Source organism: Rhodococcus sp. As11 (assembly GCF_048957735.1).
Lineage (GTDB): Bacteria > Actinomycetota > Actinomycetes > Mycobacteriales > Mycobacteriaceae > Rhodococcus > Rhodococcus gordoniae.
In genome coordinates, this window is record NZ_JARDJE010000002.1 from 224,941 (window position 1) to 241,026 (window position 16,086).

Annotated in this window: 16 protein-coding genes; 3 read left to right on the forward strand and 13 right to left on the reverse strand. The window is 68.7% G+C overall.

The features are described 5' to 3' along the window. Positions 1–20 precede the first annotated feature (20 nt). A complete protein-coding gene (locus PV766_RS03475; protein ID WP_421096404.1) occupies positions 21–1,250 on the reverse strand; it encodes a multidrug effflux MFS transporter in 1,230 nt (409 codons plus the stop codon). A 68-nt stretch (positions 1,251–1,318) separates the two neighbouring features. Here PV766_RS03475 and PV766_RS03480 point away from each other — a divergent pair, with 68 nt between their 5' ends. Next, a complete protein-coding gene (locus PV766_RS03480) occupies positions 1,319–1,786 on the forward strand; it encodes a MarR family winged helix-turn-helix transcriptional regulator (protein ID WP_421096405.1) in 468 nt (155 codons plus the stop codon). A 2-nt stretch (positions 1,787–1,788) separates the two neighbouring features. Here the strand turns inward: PV766_RS03480 and PV766_RS03485 are convergent, their stop codons facing one another. The 5 genes from PV766_RS03485 to dxr all read right to left on the reverse strand — a co-directional run bounded on the left by PV766_RS03485 (position 1,789) and on the right by dxr (position 8,198). Next, a complete protein-coding gene (locus PV766_RS03485; protein ID WP_421096487.1) occupies positions 1,789–3,567 on the reverse strand; it encodes a penicillin-binding transpeptidase domain-containing protein in 1,779 nt (592 codons plus the stop codon). Positions 3,568–3,662: 95 nt separating this feature from the next. After that, positions 3,663–4,499, reverse strand: coding sequence for a GNAT family N-acetyltransferase (locus tag PV766_RS03490; protein ID WP_016933176.1), 837 nt, complete (start codon positions 4,497–4,499; stop codon positions 3,663–3,665). A 114-nt stretch (positions 4,500–4,613) separates the two neighbouring features. Then, a complete protein-coding gene (ispG, locus tag PV766_RS03495; protein ID WP_064063381.1) occupies positions 4,614–5,768 on the reverse strand; it encodes a flavodoxin-dependent (E)-4-hydroxy-3-methylbut-2-enyl-diphosphate synthase in 1,155 nt (384 codons plus the stop codon). 45 nt (positions 5,769–5,813) lie between these two features. Continuing rightward, positions 5,814–7,031: a M50 family metallopeptidase gene (locus PV766_RS03500; protein WP_129976596.1), complete on the reverse strand. Its 1,218-nt coding sequence runs from the start codon at positions 7,029–7,031 to the stop codon at positions 5,814–5,816. Positions 7,032–7,046: 15 nt separating this feature from the next. After that, the gene (gene dxr / locus PV766_RS03505) at positions 7,047–8,198 is read right to left on the reverse strand and encodes a 1-deoxy-D-xylulose-5-phosphate reductoisomerase (protein WP_421096406.1); all 1,152 of its coding nucleotides are present in this window, start codon (positions 8,196–8,198) and stop codon (positions 7,047–7,049) included. Between the two features lie 151 nt (positions 8,199–8,349). On the opposite strand from dxr, the gene PV766_RS03510 reads away from it, so the two are divergent. Then, entirely contained in the window at positions 8,350–8,598 is a 249-nt protein-coding gene (locus PV766_RS03510) for a DUF2631 domain-containing protein (protein ID WP_026003452.1), read from the forward strand. A 66-nt stretch (positions 8,599–8,664) separates the two neighbouring features. On the opposite strand, the gene rlmN is transcribed toward PV766_RS03510, so the two are convergent. Then, entirely contained in the window at positions 8,665–9,774 is a 1,110-nt protein-coding gene (rlmN, locus tag PV766_RS03515) for a 23S rRNA (adenine(2503)-C(2))-methyltransferase RlmN (RefSeq protein ID WP_064061626.1), read from the reverse strand. 157 nt (positions 9,775–9,931) lie between these two features. Here rlmN and PV766_RS03520 point away from each other — a divergent pair, with 157 nt between their 5' ends. Further along, positions 9,932–10,771 carry an HpcH/HpaI aldolase/citrate lyase family protein gene (locus PV766_RS03520; RefSeq protein WP_129976594.1) on the forward strand — a complete coding sequence of 280 codons (840 nt, stop codon included), beginning with the start codon at positions 9,932–9,934 and terminating at the stop codon, positions 10,769–10,771. Positions 10,772–10,781: 10 nt separating this feature from the next. Here the strand turns inward: PV766_RS03520 and PV766_RS03525 are convergent, their stop codons facing one another. The 6 genes from PV766_RS03525 to rpsB form a co-directional block, all read right to left on the reverse strand. Beyond that, entirely contained in the window at positions 10,782–11,525 is a 744-nt protein-coding gene (locus tag PV766_RS03525; protein WP_421096407.1) for a class I SAM-dependent methyltransferase, read from the reverse strand. An 8-nt stretch (positions 11,526–11,533) separates the two neighbouring features. Beyond that, entirely contained in the window at positions 11,534–12,472 is a 939-nt protein-coding gene (locus tag PV766_RS03530; protein ID WP_421096408.1) for a phosphatidate cytidylyltransferase, read from the reverse strand. A gap of 2 nt (positions 12,473–12,474) precedes the next feature. After that, complete coding sequence (gene frr, locus PV766_RS03535; RefSeq protein WP_016935508.1) at positions 12,475–13,032, reverse strand: ribosome recycling factor; 558 nt, start codon at positions 13,030–13,032, stop codon at positions 12,475–12,477. A gap of 28 nt (positions 13,033–13,060) precedes the next feature. Next, entirely contained in the window at positions 13,061–13,789 is a 729-nt protein-coding gene (gene pyrH / locus PV766_RS03540; protein ID WP_006550976.1) for a UMP kinase, read from the reverse strand. 195 nt (positions 13,790–13,984) lie between these two features. Beyond that, the gene (tsf, locus tag PV766_RS03545) at positions 13,985–14,809 is read right to left on the reverse strand and encodes a translation elongation factor Ts (RefSeq protein WP_064063377.1); all 825 of its coding nucleotides are present in this window, start codon (positions 14,807–14,809) and stop codon (positions 13,985–13,987) included. 130 nt (positions 14,810–14,939) lie between these two features. Then, on the reverse strand, positions 14,940–15,782 hold the full coding sequence (gene rpsB / locus PV766_RS03550; RefSeq protein ID WP_026003585.1) for a 30S ribosomal protein S2: 843 nt from the start codon (positions 15,780–15,782) through the stop codon (positions 14,940–14,942). Between the last annotated feature and the right edge of the window lie 304 nt (positions 15,783–16,086).

Below are 16,086 nucleotides of genomic sequence, written 5' to 3' on the forward strand. Positions count from 1 at the left end.
ACGAGAAGGGCCGGAGGTCGTCAGCGGTTGCGGACCAGCGCCATCGAGCTGAGACCGAGGACGGCGGTGACCAGCATGGCGAGGGCCATGGGGACCGCGGTGTCCTCACCCCAGGCGCCGACGATCGGAGCGACGACGGCCGCCAGCAGGAACTGGAGGGCGCCGAGGAGCGCCGAGCCGGTGCCGGCGGCGTAGCGGACCTGACCGAGGGCGAGGGTCGCGGCGTTGCCGAGCACCAGTCCGAGGCTTGCGACGCCGAACCACAGGGCCACCACGGTCACACCGAGGACGGGTCCCGCGAGGGCGTTGACGGTGAGCACGGCGGACCAGAAGACGAGCAGCGCCAGCCCGATGCCGAGCAGCCGGTGCGGGGTCGTGCGCTGGAGCAGTTTCTGGTTCACGACGTTGCCGAGGCTGATGCCCACGGCGTTGAACGCGAACAGCAGGGTGAACCAGCCGGTCGACAGGCCGTGGACCTTCTGCATCACGAACGGCGACGCGGAGATGTACGCGAAGAGCACACCGAACGCGAATGTGTGGGCCAGCAGGTAGCCGAGATAGGTGCGGTCGCGGACGACGACGGCGATCCCGCTCAGCAGGCCGCCGAGGCCACCCGCCGAGCGACGGTCAGCCGGGAGGCTCTCCGGCAGGAAGAAGACGATCGCCGCGAGCATCACGAGGCTCAGCGCGGCCAGGAACCAGAAGACGGCGCGCCAGCCGACGGACAGGATGATGCCGCCGCCGACGAGCGGCGCCGCGATGGGCGCCACTGCGCTGATGAGCACCAGCAGGCCGAACAACTTCGCCGCGGCGATGCCCTCGGCACGGTCGGAGACGACGGCTCGACCCACGACGATGCCGGCGGCGCCGGCGAAGCCCTGGACGAAGCGGGAGACCGCGAGCAGTTCCACGGTGGGCGCCAGGGCGCACGCGACGCTCGCGACGGCGCACACGGCGGTGCCGATGAGCATGGACGAGCGGCGACCGAACCGGTCGGACAACGGTCCGATGATCAGGTTGCCGAGGGCCATGCCGATGAGGAAGGCCGTCAGCGTGAACTGCACCGCGGACGCGGTACTGCCGAATTCTTCGGCGATGTCGGGGAAGCCGGGCAGGTACATGTCCACGGCGAGCGGGGCCAGGGCGGCCAGCAGGCTGAGCGACGCCACGGACATGCCGGACAGCGGACGGCCGCCGGATCCGTGCTTGTCGGTCTTCACGCCGGTTGCGGCCTCGGAGGGTCGGTTCATCACACCTCGATCTATAGGTTCGAATTCATATATAACTCTATATATAGATTCTAGCCTACTATCGAGGCATGACCGACGACCCGAGGTTCAGCGACGCCGACGTCGACCGCCTGGCCGACAGCGTGCGCACGCTCGTGTGGAAGTTGCAGCGCGTCGGCGAACGCGAATCGGGCCTGGTCGGGATCCCCCAGTCCGAGATCGAGGTCCTGCGGGTGCTCTCCGACCACCCCGGCATCACCGTGTCCGACCTCGCACGCATGCTCGGACTGCAGAGCAGCAACGTCAGTGCCACCGTGCGCAGCCTCGTCGCCCGCGGCCTCGTCTCCCGCACGACCAACCCGAACGACGGGCGATCGCACCATCTGCACCGCACCCCCCTGGCCGAGCACAACGGGAATCTCATCCGGCGCATGTGGATCTCACGGATGCAGGAGGTGCTCGCCGCGATGGATACGGCCGATGCCGCCGAACTCGTCGCGGCGGCACCGCTGCTCGAACAACTCGCTGCCCTCGCCGAGGATCCGGCCCTGGCCTGAGCTCAGGCTCCCTCGTCGTATTCCGGCGGCAGGGCGTCGAACATGTCACGCGTGACCGCGACCGCGTTGTCGGAGCTGCCGCCGCGGACGACGAGCGTCGCGAACGCGAGATCACCGCGGTAGCCGACGAACCACGAGTGCGACCCGCCTTCGACCTCGGCCTCACCGGTCTTGCCGTAGACATCGCCCTGGTCCCGGATGCGATCGGCGGTGCCGCTGGTGATCACCAGCCGCATCATCTCGCGCAGACCCTCCACCATCTCCGGCGTCACCGGCGGCGGTGCACCGTCGACGACCGTCTCGCGCCCGGCGATGAGATAGGGCACGGGGGTGCGGCCGGCAGCGACCGTCGCCGCGGTCAGCGCCATCCCGAACGGGCTGACGACGACCTTGCCCTGGCCGAAGCCGTCCTCGGTCCGTTCGACGAGATCCTCTGCAGGAGGAACCGAACCGGTGAAGGTCGGCATCCCGACCACCTCGTAGTCCACGCCGATCCCGAACCGGGAGGCGGCGATCGTCAACGCGTCCGGCTCCATCTCGGAGGCGAGCTTGGCGAAGGAGGTGTTGCAGGATCGGGCGAACGCCGTGGCGAGAGATACCGTTCCGAGCTCGAATTCGTTGTAGTTCGGCACGCTCCGCTCCCCGATGGTGATGCGGCCGGGGCACGGAACCATGGTGTTCGGGGTCGCACGCCCGTCGGCGATCGCCGCACCGGAGGTGATGATCTTGAACGTCGAACCCGGTGGATACTGGCCGGCCAGCGCGACGGGCCCGTCGCGGTCGGCGGCCTTGTTCTGGGCCACCGCCAGGACGGCGCCCGTGGACGCCTCGATCACCACCGTCATCGCCTGTTCGGTCCGCGCATCGACGGCCGCCTGGGCCGCGACCTGAAGGGGACGATCGAGGCTGACCGAGAACGACGGGGCCGGCTGCGGCGGTGTCTCGGTGAGTACCCCGGTGTCGACGCCGTACTGGTTCACCACCACGACACTCCACCCCGCCGTACCGTCGACCTCGTCGATGACGGTCTTCTTGATCTGCCCCACGAGATCGGGAGCGAAGTTGCGGTCGGTCGCGACGAGATCGGCCTGCTCGGTCACCACGACTCCGTCGATCCCCGACAGGCGGGGGGCGACGCGTTCGTAGTCGTCCTCGCGCAGCCGCAGCACCGCACGCGGACCGGACGCGGCCGTCACCGATTCCGCGATGGCCTGCGCGGTGAGCGAGGCGTCGAACTCCGAGAGTGCCGATGCGAGCTGACGCGCCGCACCGGCGAGGTCGGTGGCTGTCGACGCGTCGAACGCGATGCCGTAGACCGTGCCGGGGACGAGGATGTCGCTCCCGGCGTGCTCGTTGACGCGGGCACGCGGTGCCGGGCTGCTGCGGAGCAGCATGGTCTGTCGTTCGCCGAGCTGTGGGTGCAGCGCGGACTTCGCCCACCGCACGACCCAGTCGGTCCCGCTGCGCCCCATGTTGAGTTCACCGGCGTACTGCCACACCCGTTCCTTCGGCAGGTGCCATTCGTAGCTGTATCCCACGGCGGCGGAGTCGCCGCTGATCCGGACAGATGTGGTTGTGGCCGTGAGAGATTCGGCCTGCAACCCGTCCAGGACCTCCTGCATCGCGACGGCCGCGTCGTCGGGACGGTCGGTGCGGGCCGCCGCCGAGTCCACGTCCTGCGCGGCGAACGAGTCGAGAAATGCCTGGGCGGCCGCCTCGGGACCGGCCGGTCGCGGCGTGCACGCGACGGCCAGACCGAGGAGCACGACGGTCGCCGACAACGCCGCGCAGATCCGGAGCGCGCGGGTGTACGAGGATGCCGGGGTGCCGCTTCGAGGTCTCATCGCCCGTCATCGTAGGCAGAGCCGGCGGGAAATCAGTCGAGCAGCACCGTGGAGAACGTCGCGACCTGACGGAATCCTGCGCGGGCGTAGGCTCCGCGGGCCGGAGCGTTGAAGCTGTTGACGTAGAGACTGGGCAGACGACCGCTGCGAGCGACCGCGCACGCCACAGCGGCTGTGCCGACCGTGCCGAGACCTGTGCCACGGTGTGCGGGATCGACCCAGACGCCCTGGATCTGGCCCACCGTGGACGACTGCGAGCCCACCTCCGCCTTGAACACGACCTGCCCGTTCTCGAAGCGCGCCCAGGCACGTCCCGCCGCGATCAGACTCGCGACACGACGCCGGTAGCCCGCACCGCCGTCGCCGGTTCGCGGATCGATGCCGACCTCCTCGATGAACATCGAGATCGCGGCGGGCAGATACACATCCAGTTCGTCGGTCCGCACGGGCCGGACCAGCGGGTCGGGGTCCACGAGCGGTTCGCGGTCGAGGACGAGGAGGGGTTGCTCGGCGCGCACCTCACGGGGAGCGCCCCACGTGGATTCGAGCCGCTCCCACATGGGCAGCGCGTACTCGGCGCGACCGACGATGGACGAACACAACCGCGGACCGCGACTCGCGCGTTCGGCGAACGCCTGGATGTCGTCCGGGCTGCCCAGCAGCGGAATGAGGTTGGCACCCGAGAAACACAGCGACGTCTCCGGTCCACCGCGGCTCCACATCTCGCCGCCGACGGCACGTCCGTCGAGCCCGTACTCCTCGATGCGGCCGGCCACCATGCACGCGGCCACGGGGTCTCGGGCGAGCACCCGGAGCACCGCGGCGGTGTCACGTCCGCCCAACGACCGGACACCCAGAAGCTTGAGCACTCGCTCACCACCCGTCGACAAGCCGATACGACATCAGGGTGCCATGTCGGGCGGCGGCGTGGAAACCGGAGGACCCGAAAGTGAGAGAGGCCCGTCCCGTGCGCCCCACCCGTATCAGCCGACCGACACCACGGGACCGCCGCCCGCGGCGTCGCCTTCCATCTCGTCGGCGATCCGCATCGCTTCCTCGATGAGCGTCTCGACGATCTGCGCCTCGGGCACGGTCTTGATGACCTTGCCCTTGACGAAGATCTGGCCCTTGCCGTTTCCGGAGGCCACACCGAGGTCGGCCTCGCGGGCCTCACCGGGGCCGTTGACGACACAGCCCATCACCGCGACCCGCAGTGGCACCTCCATGCCTTCGAGGCCGGCCGTGACCTCGTTGGCGAGGGAGTAGACGTCCACCTGGGCGCGTCCGCAGGACGGGCAGGAGACGATCTCGAGCTTGCGGGGACGCAGGTTCAGGGACTGCAGGATCTGGGTGCCGACCTTGATCTCCTCGGCCGGTGGCGCCGAGAGCGACACGCGGATCGTGTCGCCGATGCCCTCGCTCAGCAGCGCACCGAAGGCCACGGCCGACTTGATGGTGCCCTGGAAGGCCGGACCGGCCTCGGTGACACCCAGATGCAGCGGGTAGTCGCACTGCGCGGCGAGCTGCCGGTAGGCCTCGACCATCACGACCGGGTCGTTGTGCTTGACGGAGATCTTGATGTCGCCGAAGCCGTGTTCCTCGAACAGGCTCGCCTCCCACAACGCCGACTCGACGAGCGCTTCCGGGGTGGCTTTGCCGTACTTGGCCATCAGGCGGGGATCGAGCGAACCGGCGTTGACGCCGATGCGGATGGGGATTCCCGCATCGCCGGCCGCCTTCGCGACCTCTTTGACACGACCGTCGAATTCCTTGATGTTGCCGGGATTGACGCGCACGGCCGCGCAACCGGCGTCGATCGCGGCGAAGATGTACCGCGGCTGGAAGTGGATGTCGGCGATCACCGGGATCTTGCTCTTCTTCGCGATGATCGGGAGTGCGTCGGCGTCCTCCTGACGCGGGCACGCGACACGCACGATGTCGCAGCCGGACGCCGTGAGTTCCGCGATCTGCTGGAGAGTGGCGTTCACGTCGTGCGTCTTCGTGGTGGTCATCGACTGCACGGACACCGGGTGATCGCTGCCGACGCCGACATTTCCGACCATGAGCTGGCGGGTCTTGCGCCGGGGTGCGAGGACCGCAGGAATTTCGGGCATGCCCAATCCGACGGGGCTGGTCACAGTTCGCCTTCTTTCGTCGCTACTCGGCAAGTCTACCGGCGCAGATCAGAACAGCTTGATGGGGTTGACGATGTCTGCTGTGAGTGTGAGCACCATGTATGCCCCACCGATGACCACCGCCACGTAGGTCAGCGGCAACAGTTTCATGTAGTCCACGGGCGGGCCGACGGGCAGCCCGCGCAGGCCGCGCAGCCAGTTGCGGGCCTTCTCGTAGATCGCGACGGCCATGTGCCCGCCGTCGAGCGGCAGCAGCGGGAGGAGGTTGAACGCACCGAGGAAGAAGTTCAGCTGTGCGAGCAACAGCACGAACGATTCCCAGATGCCGCGCTCGGCGAACTGGCCACCGATGACGCTGGCTCCGACGACGCTGACCGGGGTGTCGACCGCACGCTCACCACCGGTGACGGCCGTCCACAGGTCGGCGACCTTGCTCGGCAGGCTCACGAGTGCCTCGGCGGTACGGGCCGCGAGGTAGCCCGTGAAGTCGAGGGTCGCAGGGATCGCCGAGAGCGGCGTGTACTCGATGATTCCCGGCTCACCACCGACACCGATCGCGCCGACCGTCCGGGAGACGGGTTCGGCGTCGGGCGACTCGCTCTCGTACACCCAGCGCTGGACCTGCTGCACCGTGACCGGCACGGTGAGGGTCTCGTCGCCGCGCTCGACGGTGAACGGCACTGTGCCCGACAACGGCTGCGTGGCCCGGACGAGGTCGCCGAACGTTTCGACGGGCTGCCCGTCCACCGCGACGATCACATCGCCCGGTGCGATGCCGGCCTGTTCGGCCGGACCGGGACCCGAACAGTCGGCCGGGGTGTAGTCGGGCGGGCCGTCCTGGGTCGGTGCGGCACAGCCGACGGTGCCCACCACTGCGCGGTTGTCGGTGTTGGGCAGTCCCGCGCTCGCGGCGAGGCCGTAGACGAGCACGATGCCGAGCAGGAAGTTCATCGCGATGCCACCCGACATCACGACCAGACGCTTCCACGTCTTCTGCTTGTACATCGCGCGGTCGACCTCGTCGGGCGCGAGTTCGTCCAGAGCCGTCATACCCGCGATGTCGCAGAACCCGCCGGCCGGAACCGCTTTGAGACCGTATTCGGTCTCCCCGCGGCGGAACGCGAACACACGGGGGCCGAAACCGATGTAGTAACGCCGGACCTTCATGCCCAGCTTCTGCGCCGTCCACATGTGGCCGGCCTCGTGCAGAGCGATCGAGATGGCGATGCCGAGGGCGAACACCACCACGCCCAGTGCGAACATCATGAGTGGCCGATCCTCCTATACGAGTGCGCGCGCCCGGTCGCGGGCCCAGCCGTCGGCGGCGAGCACGTCGTCCACGGTACTGGGTTCGGCGGACCACTCGTGCGCGTCGTTCAGCACGGCCTCGACGGTCTGCACGATCCGCGGGAACGACAGGGCGCCGGCGAGGAAGGCCTCCGCAGCGACCTCGTTGGCCGCGTTGTAGACCGCCGTGAGACATCCGCCTCCGAGACCGGCCTGGCGTGCGAGCCGCACCGCAGGGAAGACGTCGTCGTCGAGGGGTTCGAACTCCCAGGTCGACGCCGCCGAGAAGTCGAGCGCCGGTGCAGCGTGCGCGACGCGGTGCGGCCAGCCGAGAGCCAATGCGATCGGCAACTTCATGGACGGCGGCGACGCCTGGGCGAGCGTGGAACCGTCGACGAAGGTGACCATCGAGTGCACGATCGACTGCGGGTGCACGGTCACGTCGATCCGGTCGTACTCCACGCCGAAGAGCAGGTGCGTCTCGATGAGTTCGAGTCCCTTGTTGACGAGCGTGGCCGAGTTGAGGGTGTTCATCGGTCCCATCGACCAGGTGGGGTGCGCACCGGCCTGCTCGGGTGTCACCGAGTCGAGGCGATCGGCCGTCCAGCCACGGAACGGTCCGCCCGAGGCGGTCAGGACCAGGCGCGCCACCTCGTCGCCGCTGCCGCCACGCAGGCACTGCGCCAGCGCGGAGTGCTCCGAGTCGACAGGAACGATCTGGCCCGGCCCCGCCGCCTTCGTGACGAGCGACCCGCCCGCGACCAGCGACTCCTTGTTCGCCAATGCGAGTCGCGCGCCGGTGCCGAGCGCCGCGAGGGTCGGTTCGAGACCGAGGGAGCCGACGAGGGCGTTGAGCACGACGTCCGCGCCGACCTCACGCACGAGTTCGGTGACGGCGGCCGGGCCGCTCCGGACCGGCAGGTCGAGCCGGGCGGCGGCGTCGGGATCGGCCACGGCGACCTCCCGTACGCCGGTCGCGCGGATCTGCTCGGCGAGCAGGTCGGTCCTGCCGCCGCCGGCGGCGAGACCGACGACTTCGAACTCGTCGGGATTGGCGGCGATCACGTCGAGTGCCTGGGTACCGATGGAACCGGTGCTGCCCAGCAGGAGCACCCGGGTGCGGGAAGAAGATCGAGTGTCGGCCACGCGAGCATTGTTCCCCACGCACCTGAACAGTTCCTGAACCGCCCGGCCTCCACCCGCCGGGAGGCGCCACACGCATGCCCCGCTTCGTACGACAGGGGGTCGTATGTCACGATAAGCAGCAACAGAAGCATCTGGTGAGCAGGAGGAAGCCGTGGCCGGTACCGAGTTGCAGTCCACTCGTAGTGATGTGGCGGCGGAAGTTCCGTCGGCCGAGTGGGGTTGGAGCGGGGAAGCCCCCAAGTTCTTCCGCGTCATGGCGCTGGTCGTCGCGGCGTTCCTGCTGCTGATGCTCATCGGCAACCACGAAGGACACGTGGAGAGCCTGTACCTGATCGGCTCGGCGGCCCTGCTCGTGTTCATCGTCGCGCGCGACGCGGTGCGCCGGCGCCGTCTGCGCTAGTTCCACGAACGTTCGGGGCCCGTCCGGAATTCTCCGGACGAGCCCCGTCGTGTCTTCGGTGCCGCCTCAGCCTTCGGCGGCGAGCTGCCCGCAGGCTGCCGCGATCTCCTGGCCACGCGTGTCGCGCACGGTGCACGACACGCCCTGGGCCTGCACGCGCCGCACGAATTCGCGTTCGACGTCCTTCGGGCTGGCGTCCCACTCGCTGCCCGGTGTGGGGTTCAGTGGGATCAAGTTGACGTGCACGAGCGACCCGAGCGCCTTGTGGAGCTTCTTGCCGAGCATGTCGGCGCGCCACGGCTGGTCGTTGACGTCGCGGATGAGGGCGTACTCGATCGAGACGCGCCGGCCGGTCTTGTCGGCGTAGTACCGCGCCGCCTCGAGAACCTCGGCGACCGACCACCTGTTGTTGACGGGGACGAGGGTGTCGCGCAGTTCGTCGTCCGGGGTGTGCAGCGACACCGCGAGGGTGACGCTCAGACCTTCGTCGGCGAGGCGCCGGATGGCCGGTGCCAGTCCCACGGTGGAGACGGTGACCGAGCGCTGCGACAGGCCGAGCCCTTCGGGGGCAGGTGAGGTGATGCGGCGCACCGCCGCGACCACCCGCTTGTAGTTCGCGAGCGGCTCCCCCATGCCCATGAACACGACGTTCGACAGCCGTCCGGGTCCGCCGGCGACGTCACCGTCGCGCAGCGCCGCAGCAGCCGCACGCACCTGATCGACGATCTCCGCCGTGGACAGGTTCCGGTCGAGGCCGCCCTGGCCTGTCGCGCAGAACGGGCACGCCATGCCGCACCCCGCCTGGCTCGAGATGCACAGCGTGGCGCGGTCGGGATACCGCATGAGCACGCTCTCGAGAAGGGTGCCGTCGTGCGCGCGCCACAACGTCTTGCGGGTCTCCCCTCCGTCGCACGCGATGTGCTTGACCGCGCTGAGCAGAGGCGGGAACAGCGACTCCCCCACCTTGTCGCGGACGGCGGCGGGAAGATCGGTCATCTTCGCCGGATCCGCCTCGAGCCGTCCGTAGTACTGCCGGGCGAGCTGGTCGGCACGGAAGGCCGGCAGCCCCAGTTCGCGCACCGCGTCGCGACGCTGATCTGCGTCGAGGTCGGCAAGATGGCGCGGCGGCAGACCACGCTTGGGCGCATCGAAGACCAGGGGCAGAGAAGAAGCCATAATCACCCATTGTCCCATGATCCGGGACGGATGGGTCGCGGTGTCGCTGTGATGCTCGCCCCCTTCGGGGGCCGTGATGTTTCTTCCCGTCCGGGATCGGTCCCGATCGGTTCCGCACACTCCGAGTCGCCCGGCGCCGGAGTGGGAATGCGGGAGGATGGACATCATGACCGGTCTCGTCGCTCCCGAAGTCGCACGCTCGTGGCTGCTCGTTCCGGGCCGCTCCCCCGAACTCTTCGACGCCGCCGCCGGCTCTCCGGCCGATGCGGTGGTGCTCGACCTCGAAGACGCGGTGCCGGCCCCGGCCAAGCCGGCGGCACGCGACGACGTCGTCGCGTGGCTTCGCGGTGGCGGGCAGGCCTGGGTGCGCATCAACGACGCCACCACGTCGTTCTGGACCGACGATCTCGCCGCGCTCTCCGGGGTCCCCGGCCTCCGGGGCGTGATGCTCGCCAAGGCCGAGAGCGGTCACCAGGTCGAGGCCACCGCCGACCGTCTGCCGGAGGGCACCCGCATCCTGGTGCTGATCGAGTCGGCGATGGGTCTGGAGGCGGCTCCCGAGATCGCCCGGGCCGAGGGCACCTTCCGCCTGGTCTTCGGCAGCGGCGACTTCCGGCGCGACACCGGTATGAGCGACAGCCCGATGGCGATGGCGTACGCCCGGTCGCGACTGGTCATCACGAGCCGCGCCGCGCGCCTGCCCGGACCCATCGACGGCCCCACCCTCAGCGACGATCCCGACGTGCTCGAACGCGAAGCCGAGCTGACCCGCTCGATGGGGATGACCGGCAAGCTGTGCATGACGGCCGAGCGCGCGTCGTACGCGAACGTCGCGCTGAGCCCGAACACCACGGATGTCGACTGGGCGGAGGGCGTGATCGATCGGCTGGGCGAGGACGGCCGCAACGTTCGCGACGGCAGCGACCTGCCGAATCTCGCGAAGGCGAAGAAGATCACCGAACTCGCGAGAATGTTCGGCATCGGCCGGTCGCGCTGAGGGGCGCGGCTCAGCGGAGTTCGAGGCGGGCGGGTCTGCGGCGCACGTGCAGCCGGTAGCGGACGGTGAGCGTCGTGCCGGGTGTCTCCCGGATCGCCCGGGCCGCGACTCGAGGTCCGAACTCGATGCCGAGCACGCGCCCCAGCGTCGCACGGTCCGGGAACTCCCATTGCGTGTCGATCCGGCGCAGGTCGAAGCCCTGGGCGTCGAAGAACCTTTCGACCGCCGCCGGGTCGTAGTGCGGCAGGTCGTCTCGCATCCAGTCGCCGTAGGGGTGAGCGGTGGCGTCGAGGTCGACGACGGCGAGCGCGCCACCCGGACGCAGCACGCGCATCGCCTCGAGGATGCCGGCACCGCAACCGGGACCGAAGAAGTAGGCGGTGCGGGCGTGGACGAGGTCCACCGAGGCATCGGGCACAGGCATGTCGGCGGCGGAACCTTCCGCCACGGTGACCGAAGGAAGATCGCGCACGCGGGCGCGTGCCGCAGCGACCAGCGGCGGATGCGGTTCGATCCCGGTCACCGTGCGCGCGTCGGCCGCGAACATCGGAAGGTGGAAACCCGACCCGCACCCGACGTCGACGACGTCGCGACCGGTCCAGTCCGCGACCTGCCGCAGCGCCGCGTACACGGCGCCACGGGGGTCCTGCGCGCGGTTCTCCTCCTCGTACACCTCGGGCCAGTGCCAGATGTTGGGGCTGGCGATCACACCGCCACCCGACGTCGGCGTACGGAGCTTCGACGAACGCACCATCGGCCGGGCTACACGAAGGCCGTCAGGATCAGCCAGGTGACGAAGGCCGACGGCAGGATCGAATCGAGCCGGTCCATGATGCCGCCGTGGCCGGGCAGCAGGGTGCCCATGTCCTTGATTCCGAGATCGCGTTTGACCTGCGACTCGATCAGGTCGCCGGCTGTGGCGGTAAGGGCGAGCACCGCACCGAGCAGTACACCGACCCACCACGGTCCGTCCAGCAGGAAGACGACGGTGAGGACGCCGGTGGCGATACACGCCGCGAGCGACCCGCCGAATCCCTCCCAGGACTTCTTCGGGCTGATCGCGGGCACCATCGGGTGCTTGCCGAACAGCACGCCGGCCGCGTAACCACCGATGTCCGACGCGACGCACACGAGCATCAGGCAGAACACACGCTGGGCGCCCTGATCCTGGAGGACCATGAGGGTCGCGACGGACGCGAGCAGCGGCAGCCAGGCGGCGACGAAGACCGCAACCGCGGTGTCGCGCAGGTAGTTGCGTGGCTGCGCGACGAGGCCGTGATCGAACAGACGCCACAGCATCGTCACCACGACCGTGCCCGCGAACGCGCCCAGCACACCCGTTGTGCCGTACGGCCACCCGAGCCAGATCATCGCCTGGCCACCGGCCAGCAACGGCAGTCTGGGGACGAGCACGTCCGCCTCGCGCAGACGCTTGGTGACCTCCCAGGTCGCGATACCGATCGCGGCCGCGACCACCGCGAGCCAGGCCGTCGGGGCGAACAGCAGGATCCCGATGACGAGCGCACCCAGACCACCGCCGACCGCGAAGGCGGCGGGAAGGTCACGTCCGGCCCGCGACGGCTTCTCGACCGGCTCCGACCCGGGGTCGGTCGCCGGTGCCGGGTCTGCAGGGGTGGCACCGGAGTCGGCTCCGGCACCGAGTGGAAGCTGCGGGTCGGAGGACCCGTCGGCTCGGCCCACTGTCAGACCTCCATCAGTTCGGCTTCCTTGTGCTTCATCAACTCGTCGATCTGACCGACGTACTTCGCGGTCGTCTTGTCGAGCTCCTTCTCGGCACGGTTCACGTCGTCCTCACCGGCTTCGCCGTCCTTCTGGATGCGGCCGAGTTCCTCCATCGCCTTGCGGCGGACGTTGCGCACCGCCACCTTGGCGTCCTCGCCCTTGGCTCTGGCCTGCTTGACGAGTTCGCGGCGACGCTCCTCGGTGAGCTGCGGGACCGAGATGCGGATGATGTTGCCGTCGTTGGAGGGGTTGACCCCGAGATCGGAGTTGCGGATCGCGGTCTCGATCGCGTTCAGCTGCGAGGCCTCGTACGGCTTGACGATGACCATGCGCGCTTCGGGAACATTGATGCTGGCGATCTGCGTGATCGGCGTGGGAGCACCGTAGTAGTCGACGACGATGCGGTTGAACATGCCCGGGTTCGCCCGACCGGTCCGAATGCCGGCCAGATCGTCCCGGGCCACCGTGACGGCTTTCTCCATCTTCTCTTCGGCTTCGAAGAGGGCTTCATCGATCACGGCAGTTCCTCCATGTTCCGTTGTCCGTTCATGACCGTACGAGTGTTCCGATCTTCTCACCGGCGATGGCTCGAGCGATATTGCCCTTGGTCAGCAGATTGAAGACCATGATCGGCATGGCGTTGTCCATGCACAGGCTGAAGGCGGTCGCGTCGGCGACCTTGAGGCCCTGTTCGATGACCTCGCGATGGGTGATCTCCTCGAACAGCACCGCATCGGGGTTGGTGCGCGGGTCGTCGGAGTAGACGCCGTCCACGGCCTTCGCCATGAGGACGACCTCGGCGCCGATCTCGAGGGCACGCTGCGCGGCGGTGGTGTCGGTGGAGAAGTACGGCATACCCATGCCTGCACCGAAGATGACCACGCGCCCCTTCTCGAGGTGCCGGCGCGCACGCAGCGGCAGGTAAGGCTCCGCGACCTGCCCCATCGTGATCGCCGTCTGCACGCGGGTATCGATGCCTTCCTTCTCCAGGAAGTCCTGCAGCGCAAGGGAATTCATGACCGTGCCGAGCATGCCCATGTAATCGGACCGCGCACGCTCGAGACCACGCTGCTGAAGTTCGGCGCCGCGGAAGAAGTTGCCGCCACCGATCACGACCGCGACCTCGGCGCCCCCGCGCACGACCTCTGCGATCTGCTGGGCCACCGTCGTCACCACATCCGGGTCGAGTCCGACCTTGCCACCGCCGAACATCTCGCCGCCGAGCTTGAGCAGTACCCGGCGGAATCCGGGCCGATCGTGGGCGTGGTCGGACATGACTCTCCTCTGGTTGCACATGAATCGGCCCTTACCATCCTGCCTCATCCACCCTGGGGAACCGAGATCGGGCGGATCGACACGCCACACCTGTCACCGCGCGACACGCGCGGGCGCCTCCGGGCCCGAGGCGGCATGGCCCGACACACCTCGACCCCGCCGGTTGTGAACCGACGGGGTCGAGGAGTGGAAGAACTAGCTGGCGCCGACCTCGAAACGCACGAAGCGGGTGACGGTCGCACCGGCCTCGTCGAGGATCGCCTTGACGGTCTTCTTCGAGTCCGTCACGGACGCCTGCTCGAGCAGGACGACGTCCTTGAAGTAACCGTTGACACGGCCTTCGACGATCTTCGGCAGGGCCTGCTCCGGCTTGCCCTCGGCCTTGGCGGTCTCCTCGGCGATACGACGCTCGTTGGCGACGACCTCCTCGGGAACCTCGTCGCGGCTGACGTACTTGGCCTTCAGCGCGGCGATCTGCATCGCGGCACCGCGAGCGGCCTCGGCAGCAGCGTCGCCCTCACCGGTGTACTCGACGAGCACGCCGACCGACGGCGGCAGGTCCGAAGCACGCTTGTGCAGGTAGACGGCGGTCTGGCCCTCGAACGCCGCGACGCGACGCAGTTCGAGCTTCTCGCCGATCTTCGCGGACAGCTCCTGGACGAGGGTGTCGACGGTCTTGCCGTCGGCCTCGACGGCCTTGAGTGCCTCGACGTCGTTCGAGCGGGCCTGCGCGGCAGCGGTGACGACCTTGTCGGCGAGAGCCTGGAACTCGTCGTTCTTGGCGACGAAGTCGGTCTCGGAGTTCAGCTCGACCAGAACGCCGTCCTTGGCGACGACGAGGCCCTCGGCGGTGGAGCGCTCGGCGCGCTTGCCCACGTCCTTGGCACCCTTGATGCGCAGCTGCTCGACGGCCTTGTCGAAGTCGCCGTCGTTGTCGGCGAGCGCGTTCTTGCAGTCCAGCATTCCGGAGCCGGTGAGCTCACGGAGACGCTTGACGTCGGCGGCGGTGTAGTTCGCCATGGAAGCGAGCCTCCTGTGTCTGTGGTGGAAAAGTCTCGGGGCGCAGCCTCGGCACGCGGACGGGCTCGGGCTGCGATGCGACGGCCCCGACCATGATCTTTCGATCGAGCGGTCGGGGCCGGGCAACGAATCAGGCCTCGGGGGCTGCGTCTGCGGCGGGGGCTGCGTCCGCTGCGGGCGCCTCGGCGTCTGCGGCGGGGGTGGCCTGCGCGAGCAGTTCCTGCTCCCACTCGGCGAGCGGCTCGGCGCCGGCCTCGGGCTTGGCCTCGGCGTCGCCGCTCTTGCCGGCGCGGGCCTGCAGGCCCTCGGCGACTGCGGAAGCGACGACCTTGGTCAGCAGCGCCGCGGAGCGGATCGCGTCGTCGTTACCCGGGATCGGGTAGTCGACGAGGTCCGGATCGCAGTTGGTGTCGAGGATCGCGATGACCGGGATGTTCAGCTTGCGGGCCTCACCGACGGCGATGTGCTCCTTGTTGGTGTCGACGACCCAGATCGCCGACGGAACCTTCGCCATGTCGCGGATGCCGCCGAGGGTGCGCTCCAGCTTGTTCTTCTCACGCGTGAGCATGAGGATTTCCTTCTTGGTGCGTCCCTCGAAGCCGCCGGTCTGCTCCATCGACTCGAGCTCCTTCAGGCGCTGCAGGCGCTTGTGGACGGTCGAGAAGTTGGTGAGCATGCCGCCGAGCCAGCGCTGGTTCACGTAGGGCATGCCCACGCGGGTGGCCTCTTCGGCGATGGATTCCTGCGCCTGCTTCTTGGTGCCGACGAACAGCACGGTTCCACCGTGGGCGACGGTCTCCTTGACGAACTCGTACGCCTTGTCGATGTACGTCAGGGTCTGCTGCAGGTCGATGATGTAGATGCCGTTGCGGTCGGTGAAGATGAACCGCTTCATCTTCGGGTTCCAGCGACGGGTCTGGTGTCCGAAGTGGGCGCCGCTGTCGAGCAGCTGCCGCATAGTCACAACAGGCATGCCTGTTTCTCTCTTTCGTGTCGGTTTCCGCGGTGGATCTTGCGATCTCCGCCCTGGCGTCCACATGCCCGTCGAACCCTTGCGGGACCGGCGACGGTCATTTCCGGTGCGGCCCGGAGAAAACGGGTCGGTACCGATGCGCGGACGCGCGAAGTCGATCTGCGTATACAGACCGCCCGACAAGTGTACGCGGAGCGGGCGCGGATCCCTAACCGGGAGGCACCGAGGCTGTGGAGAGATCCGGGTTGTCCCCAGATCGCGACGACCTACTGGTGCGGAGGACTCCGATTCACGAGGCTGGCGA